This window comes from bacterium (assembly GCA_021372775.1).
In the GTDB taxonomy this organism is placed as follows: domain Bacteria; phylum Acidobacteriota; class Polarisedimenticolia; order J045; family J045; genus JAJFTU01.
This window is the reverse complement of sequence record JAJFTU010000333.1, coordinates 1-7,254: the sequence shown is the minus strand read 5'-3', so window position 1 is coordinate 7,254 and position 7,254 is coordinate 1. Positions and strand designations below refer to the sequence as shown.

At 73.4% G+C, this 7,254-nt stretch carries 8 protein-coding genes; 2 read left to right on the top strand and 6 right to left on the bottom strand.

The window, feature by feature from the left end:
* Positions 1-669: 669 nt before the first annotated feature.
* The 3 genes from LLG88_11260 to LLG88_11250 form a co-directional block, all read right to left on the bottom strand.
* Positions 670-1,956 (bottom strand): thiamine pyrophosphate-dependent enzyme, encoded by a 1,287-nt coding sequence (locus tag LLG88_11260; protein ID MCE5247481.1) that lies wholly within the window; start codon positions 1,954-1,956, stop codon positions 670-672.
* The gene (locus LLG88_11255; protein MCE5247480.1) at positions 1,953-3,101 is read right to left on the bottom strand and encodes a hypothetical protein; all 1,149 of its coding nucleotides are present in this window, start codon (positions 3,099-3,101) and stop codon (positions 1,953-1,955) included. Before LLG88_11255 ends, LLG88_11260 begins: the two co-directional genes overlap by 4 nt.
* Positions 3,102-3,245: 144 nt before the next feature.
* Positions 3,246-4,292, bottom strand: a complete 1,047-nt coding sequence (locus LLG88_11250) for a DMT family transporter (GenBank protein MCE5247479.1) — start codon at positions 4,290-4,292, stop codon at positions 3,246-3,248.
* A gap of 126 nt (positions 4,293-4,418) precedes the next feature.
* On the opposite strand from LLG88_11250, the gene LLG88_11245 reads away from it, so the two are divergent.
* Both LLG88_11245 and LLG88_11240 read left to right on the top strand, forming a co-directional pair.
* On the top strand, positions 4,419-4,916 hold the full coding sequence (locus LLG88_11245; GenBank protein MCE5247478.1) for a GreA/GreB family elongation factor: 498 nt from the start codon (positions 4,419-4,421) through the stop codon (positions 4,914-4,916).
* Entirely contained in the window at positions 4,913-5,515 is a 603-nt protein-coding gene (locus LLG88_11240; protein ID MCE5247477.1) for a DNA-3-methyladenine glycosylase I, read from the top strand. Before LLG88_11245 ends, LLG88_11240 begins: the two co-directional genes overlap by 4 nt.
* 45 nt (positions 5,516-5,560) lie before the next feature.
* On the opposite strand, the gene LLG88_11235 is transcribed toward LLG88_11240, so the two are convergent.
* The 3 genes from LLG88_11235 to LLG88_11225 form a co-directional block, all read right to left on the bottom strand.
* Complete coding sequence (locus LLG88_11235; GenBank protein MCE5247476.1) at positions 5,561-5,977, bottom strand: DUF4150 domain-containing protein; 417 nt, start codon at positions 5,975-5,977, stop codon at positions 5,561-5,563.
* Between the two features lie 12 nt (positions 5,978-5,989).
* Complete coding sequence (locus LLG88_11230; GenBank protein MCE5247475.1) at positions 5,990-6,553, bottom strand: DUF3540 domain-containing protein; 564 nt, start codon at positions 6,551-6,553, stop codon at positions 5,990-5,992.
* The coding region (locus tag LLG88_11225) for a pentapeptide repeat-containing protein (GenBank protein ID MCE5247474.1) at positions 6,550-7,254 on the bottom strand (705 nt) is incomplete at its 5' end. The genes LLG88_11225 and LLG88_11230, both read right to left, overlap by 4 nt.

Sequence of the window (7,254 nt, the reverse complement as noted above, 5' to 3'; positions counted from 1 at the left end):
TCTCGCGGGACGCGCGTCGGGCGACGGGGGCGGCGGCTCCGCCACGGGGCAACGGCTGCGCCGCCGCCCCCGCTCGCCCGACGTGCTGCCGTCTTTGGCTGCGCGCTCTTGGTGGTTGTCCGCGGGGCGGATGGTACTTCTTGGATGGTCCGTGCGTCTTGTCTCGCCGCGCGTCGCGGCCTTGGTGCGCGGACGCCACGGCATCCTTCGCGCTGAGGCGTTAGGGCGCGCGTCCATCGATGGTCGCGCGACGCGCGGCGGGGGGCGGCGGCTCCGCGACGGGGCAATGCTCCGCCGCCGCCCCCCCGCCTCGCGTCGCGCTCGTCGTTTTCGGCGCCGCGTTCCGATGGGCGCCCTGATGACGACGGGCGTGTAGGGGCGGCTGGCGCGCTCCGATCATCGTGTCCCCGCTCTGGATTCCTCCGCGCCTGCCGCCCGACGTGATCGCACGGAATCTTGCCTTTCAACGTCTCAAAGGCAACGTTGCGCGAGGTCCACGTCGGGCGGCAGGCGCGGTGGAGGCGTCGTTGTTCCGACGATCTGATCGGCGCGCCAATCGCCCCTACGGGACAACGTCCCCCCGGAATCGTGTCGGGACGGCCGCGGACAAAGAACGGGCGGGGCCGTGGCCCCGCCCGTCGCGGTGAATCGGATGCGGCGAAACGCGCGTCAGGCGCGCTCGCTCTCGAGAGTGTCGAGAACGCCGGTCAGGCCGTCGCGCATCTTCGGCGAGCGGAGGCCGGCCAACGTCTCGCGCAGCGCGGCCGCCGGGAACCACTTCTGCTCCAGCAGCAGCGAGGCGAGGCCGGCGAACGCCGCCTGCTTCGGGCCGAAGCGGCGCAGATCGTGCCGCTCCGCCCCGGCGAGCGCCTCGGGCAACTCGAGCGACGCGTCGGCGATCGTCCGCTTCGTCGCCCGGCCGCGCACGCCGGTCCAGCGCACGCCGTCCACCGACGTGACCAGGCCGACGTCGTAGGTGTCGGTGATCGGCGAGCCGATCGGCTCCGGCGAGAGCCGCACGAAGGAGCAGGAGAACCCCTTCCCGACCGTCACCGGATACTCGCCGCGGACCGCGACCTCGAGCCCGCTGGCGATCGCCGCCTCGGCCAGCAGCTCCGCCGCCGTCTGGACCCCTTCGCCCGCCGAACCGGCGATCAGCAGGTCCACGACGTGGTCGAGCGCGTGCCGATGCGGCGACGCGGCTTCCTTGAGCTGCGGAAGACGCGGCTCGGCGCGGAAGCGGTACGGCGCCGGCGGCGCGCCCGTGTCCCACAGGCCGAACTCGACGCCGTGCTCGGAGAAGAAGCGCTTCATCTCCTTGGGCGCGAGCGACTCGGGGTTCAGCTTGCCGGAGTACGACGGGCAGTAGTTGAAGGTCTCGAGCAGCGAGAAGCCGCGGTGCGCGAGGCAGCGCTCGAGCGCCTCGCGCAGCTCGGCGGAGGAGGCGGCGAGGACGCGGCCGTGGAGCACGCCGAGCGGGGCCACCATGTCGCCGAGCGGGAACGGCCGCAGCGGGTTCCCCGCCGGGGTCGTCGTCGTCTTGATCCCCGTCTCGGTGTAGGCCGAATGCTGCCCGCCGGTCATGCCGTAGTTCTGGTTGTTGCAGACGACCAGCGTCACGTCCACGTTGAGCCGCGCGCACTCCATCACGTGCTGCAGCCCGATCGCCGCGCCGCCGTCGCCCATCAGGCAGACGACCTTCTTCCGCTCCGCGCCGTCCATCGTCATCGCGATGCCGCTGGCCAGCGCCGGGGCGCGGCCGTGCAGCCCGTGCACGGTGTGGCAGGTGAAGAGGACGTCGGCCATGCCGATGCAGCCGATGTCGCTCACGAGGACGACGTCGTGCGGCTTGTAGCTGCGCGCCAGCGTCTCCTGCAGCGCGCGGGCGACGAGCGTGTGCCCGCAGCCGGGGCACCACGGATCGCGCAGGCCGGTGGCGAATTCGCACTCAGTCACGGCCGGACCTCCTTGACGACGCCCTCGCCGGCTTCGCCGACGAACGCGGCAACGATCTCTTCGGGAGTGACGCAGAGCCCCATCCGGTTGATCCGGACGACGTCCTGTCCGCGCAGCAGCCCCTCGCCCAGCAGGACGCGGCAGTACTGCCCGGAGAGGTTCTCCTCCGGCACGACGACCCGCTTCGTCCCCTCGAGGGCGGCGGCGATCTGGTCGGCGAGCACCGGGAAGAGCGTGCGCACGGTGACGTGCGTCACGCGGCGCCCCGCGGCGCGCAGGCGGCGCACCGCCTCGGCGGCGGCGTAGTTGGTGAAGCCGTAGGAGACGATCGCCTCCTCGGCGCCCTTCTGCGCGTCCACGCGGCAGGCCGGCAGCAGTTCCGTGTGCCGCGAGACCATCAGCCGCTCGGTGTTGCGGCGCACCTTCGGGTCGAGCGCCTTGATGAAGCCGGCCGCGTCGTGCGTCGAGGCGGTGAGGCGAATCTGGCAGTCCGGATCGCCGACCGGGCGGAACGGCGGCACGTCGCGCTCGTCGAGGTTGCCGTACGGCTGGAACTCCTCGGGGCGGCCGTCGTAGACCGCGCGGTTCGCGACCGGCGGCAGGACGATCTTGTCGAGGTCCACCGTGCGCTTGCCGACGACCATCTCCTTCTCGGTGAGGACGATCGTCGGGACGCGCAGCGTCTCCGAGACGTTCACCGCGAGGGCCGTGATCTCGGCGCACTCTTCGACGGTCGAGGGGCAGAGGACCGGCGGAACGAAGCCGCCGGAGACGATGCCCGAGGCGAGCATCACGTCCCCCTGCGCGTTCATCGTCGCCGAGCCGGTGGCCGGCCCGAGACGCTGCACGAGGACGAGGGTCAGCGGCGTCTCCATCATCAGCGCCGCGCCGAACCCTTCGGCCATCAGCAGGAAGCCGGGGGCCGAGGTGGCGGTCATCGCCTTGCGCCCCGCGGCCGAGCCGCCGATCAGGTACTGCAGCGCGGTGATCTCGTCCGGCGCGGCGATGCCGACGCCGCCCTTGATCATCGCGGAGAAGATTCCCGACGCGGGAGTGATCGGGTAGCCCACGAAGTAATCGACGCCGGCGTGCAGCGCGCCCAAGGCGACGAGCTGCGCGCCGTCCGTGAAGGTTCTCCTGCCCATCCGCGGCTCCGAGGTTGGTGTCCGGGGCCTCGCGCGCGGCGCGCCCGCGACCGCGGCGCGTCCGACGGCGCGTCCGCGGAGAACGGAGGTCCCAGGCGGATTGAACCAAGCGACAGCTTACGCGACGGGCCGCGGCGCGTCGAATCAGGCCGGGCCGCCGACGGCCGACGCGCGCCGCTCGAGCAGCAGGATCGTCAGCGCGCCGATGATCGCCAGCGCGCCCCCCGCCCACTGCCCCGCCGCGAGCTTCTCGCCGAAGAGGAACCACGAGCCGACCGCGACGCAGATCGGCTGCACCTGCAGCACGCCGGAGGAGGCGGCGACGCCGAGCTCCTTGATCGCGACGTAGTAGAAGACGTGCCCCAGCGCGATGCCGATCACCGCGGAGAGGAGCAGGAGCGACAGCTCGCCGCCCGGGAGGCGCGCCGGCGCCGCGCCGAGGTCCGTCCCGACCAGCAGCATCAGCGCGACCATGATCGCCGCCGTGTACTGGCTGATCACCGCGAACGAGACGATCGACGGATAGCCGGACATGCACTTGCGCACGCTCAGGTAGTAGGCCGCGAAGAGCGCGCCGGAGAGGACGGCCATCCCGAAGCCGACCGCGCTCGCCGCCGGCAGCGGCCCCTCGCCGAGGAAGAGGGTTCCCGCGGCGCCGAGGACGAGCAGCCCCAACGCGCCCCAGAAGCCCTTCATCCGCACCAGCCGCCGCTCGTCCGGGAAGAGCGCGTAGGCGCCGATCGCCACGAAGACGATCTGCGTGCGGAAGCCGAAGCTGAGCAGTCCCGGCTCGACCTTGTAGTGCGCCCAGGTGTAGAAGACCTGCCCCGCGGCGTTGACGATCCCCGGCACGAGCGCGGCGCGGAAGATCCCCCGCGGCAGGTTGCGGCGGCGCAGGCCGAGCAGCACCACCGGCGCCCAGAGGAGCGCGGCGAAGCCGTAGCGCCAGCCGTTGCTCGTCCAGGGGTCCATCGAGCCGGTGAAGTGGCGCAGGAAGAGCGGCACGCTCGACCAGCCGAGCAGCGTGAGGACGATCGTCGCCACGCCCGCCGCGCGGCCGACGCCCCGCGGCTTCGCGCCTTCGGGCGCCGTCGTTCCGTCGCCGGCCGACGGGGACGCGTACGCCGCGGAGACGTTCCGCGGCTTCGCGCCTTCGGGCGCCGTCGTTCCGTCCGGCCGGGGATCGCTCATGGCGCGGAGCGTAGCGCGGACCGCCCGCGCGCGCCCGCGGCGGCGCGCGGCGCGCCTCCGCGACCGAACACGGCGCGCGCGCGGCGCGCGCCCCGAACCGCGGAAGGATCGTAAAATGTCGTTCCTATGAGCCGGGCATTCGTCAAGGAACAGGACGGGGACGAGGTCCCCGAGCGGCCGCGCCGCCCGATGGGCGCCGATCGGCCGAACTACGTCACCCCCCAGGGACTCGCCGCGCTGCAGGCCGCGCGGGCCGAGGCCGCCGCGCGCGTCGCGCGGCTCGACGCGGAGAGCGCCGCCGAGGCCGCCGCGCTGCGCGGCGAGCTGGCGCGGATCGACGGCCGCCTCGCCGCCGCCGTCGTCGTGGACAACTCCGCCTGCGACGACGACGAAGTCCGCTTCGGCGCCCGGGTGCGCCTCTCCGACGAGGAAGGGCGCGAGTCGGAGTGCGCGATCGTCGGCGAGGACGAGCTCGACATTCATCCCGACGCGGTCGCCTGGAGCGCGCCGCTCGGCCGCGCCCTCGTCGGCGCGCACGTCGGCGAGTGGGTCACGTGGCGCCGCCCCGCGGGGGACGTCGAGTACGAGGTGCTCGAGGTCTCCTACGGCTTGGGGGCCGCTTGAGCGACGGGCTTCCCCGCTGCCCTTGGCCGGCGCTCGAGCGTTCGGCGCTCTACCGCGCCTACCACGACGAGGAATGGGGCGCGCCGGTCGCCGACGAACGGACGCTCTTCGAGTTCCTCGTGCTCGAGGGGGCGCAGGCCGGCCTCTCCTGGGAAACGATCCTCAAGAAGCGCGCCCGCTACCGCGAGGTCTTCGAGGGGTTCGAGCCGGAGAAGGTGGCGCTGTTCGGCGACGGAGATTTCGCGCGCCTGCTGGCCGATCCGGGGATCGTGCGCAATCGGCTGAAGATCGCCGCGGCGATCGAGAACGCGCGGCGGTTCCTCGAGGTGCGGCGCGAGTTCGGGTCGTTCGGGGCCTACGTCTGGCGGTTCGTGGGGGGACGGCCGCGGATCAACTCCTTCCGCGCGATGTCCGAGGTTCCGGCGCGGACGGCGGAGTCGGACGCGTTGTCGAAGGATCTCGCGCGGCGCGGGTTCAAGTTCGTGGGGTCCACGATCTGCTACGCCTTCATGCAGGCGGTGGGGATGGTGGACGACCACGTCGCGTCGTGTCATCGGCACGGCGTCGGGGCGGGCTTCGTCTTTCCTGTTCGACGGTAATGCGCGTCGCCCGGCGGCGCCGTCGGTCGGCGGCCGCGCGGCGCCTCAGGGCGAGACGAGGACGCGGACTTGGCTCGGGGCGATCTGGGCGCCGGCGGGCATGTTGGCGTTCGAGCCGTTGTGGCCGGTCATGCAGCCGACGTAGACGAGCTGCTGCCCTTCCACCTTCACTTTCACGCTGCCCATCTTGAACGACGCCGGCCCCTTGATCATGTTCGAGACGACGCCGCACATCGAGCCCGCCTCGTCGCCGCTCGACATCGGGATCTGCGTCCCCTTGTGCACGGCCTTCTTGTTGCAGATCAGGACCTTCTGCGAGCAGGTGGCCGCGTTGGCCTGCGCGAGCTGCGCGACGTTCGGATACGGCAGCGGGATCGGACCCGCGGGGGGCGCGGGGGTCTTACAGACGTCGGGAAACGCCAGGCACATCCCGCCGCCGTTCGTCGAAGCCGGAAGACACATCGCCGCCCCTCCTCAGCCGAGGTGGATCTTCTCGCCGTCGAGCTTCAGGTCGGCGCCGGCGCGCGCCGTGATCTCGCGCGCCGCCAGCGCGCACTCCTCGTCCACCACGGTCCGCGTCCGCCGCGCCCGCACGTGCAGCAGCTCCGTCGCCGCGCGGTAGACGCGCGCCGCGCGCTCGACGACCGTCCGCACGGCGATCGTGAAGCGGTCGGCGGTCAGCGCGACCTCCGGCCCGCGCAGCCGCACGCCGCGCGCCCCGTGGATCTCGACCGCGCCGCGCGCGCGCAGCTCGAGGTCGCCGGGGGCGTTGACGACCATCCGTCCGGCGCCGGCGAGGACGCCGACGACGTAGTACTCGCGCCCGCCGAGGGCGAGCACCGTGTCCCCCGCCTCGGGGCGGTAGATCTGCGCCAGCGCGAGGCGCGCCTCGACCTCGCGCCCCTCGACGAGCAGCCCCGCGCGCAGCCCTTCGACCCAGAGGATCGTCGCCGGCCCGAGATACTCGACCGCGGCCCGCGGCGTCGCCGCCGCTTCCTCGTTCCGCCGCGCGGCCGCCCGTCCGAAGATCGCGTTCATCGTTCGTCCTCCGCCGCGGCGCGGAACCGCTCCGCGGCGAGCAACTCGGCGTCGGTGCGCCGCAGTCCGTCGGTCTTCGCGCCGCCGAAGCGCGCCCCCTCGTCGGTCGCCGCGTGCAGATTCGCGCGCGACAGGTCGGCGCCGGAGAAGTCGGCCACCTCCAGCCGCGCGTGCGAGAAGTCGGCGTCGGCGAGGAGAGCGCGGACGAAGACCGCGCCGCGCGCGTCGGCCTCGGCGAACCGCGCCGAAAGGAGCGACGCGGCGCCGAGGTTGGCGCGCACGAGGCTCGCCCCGCCGAACCCCGCGCCGTCGAACCGCGCCTTGACGAAGCGCGCGGCGTCGAGGCGCGCCCGCTCGAACTCCGCGTTCGGCGCCTCGAGCCCTTCCCCCTTCGCCTCCGCGAGGTCGGCGTCGGCGAAGCAGCACCCCGCCGCGCGCGCGCCGGAGAAGTCGGCCCGCGCGAGGTCGGCGCCGCTGAAGTCGGCGTCGGCGAGGTCGCAGCCGGCGAACGACTGCCCGGCGAGCTTCGCCCCGCGCAGGCCGCAGCGGACGAACGCCGCGCCGGCGAGGACGGCGTTCGCCAGCGTCGCCTCGCCGAACTCGCACGAGGCGAACGAGGCGCGCGCGAGGTCGGCGCCGTCGAGCCGCGCGGCGTAGAACGTCGCGCCCTCCGCCGCGGCCTCGGCGAGGCGCGCCGCGGA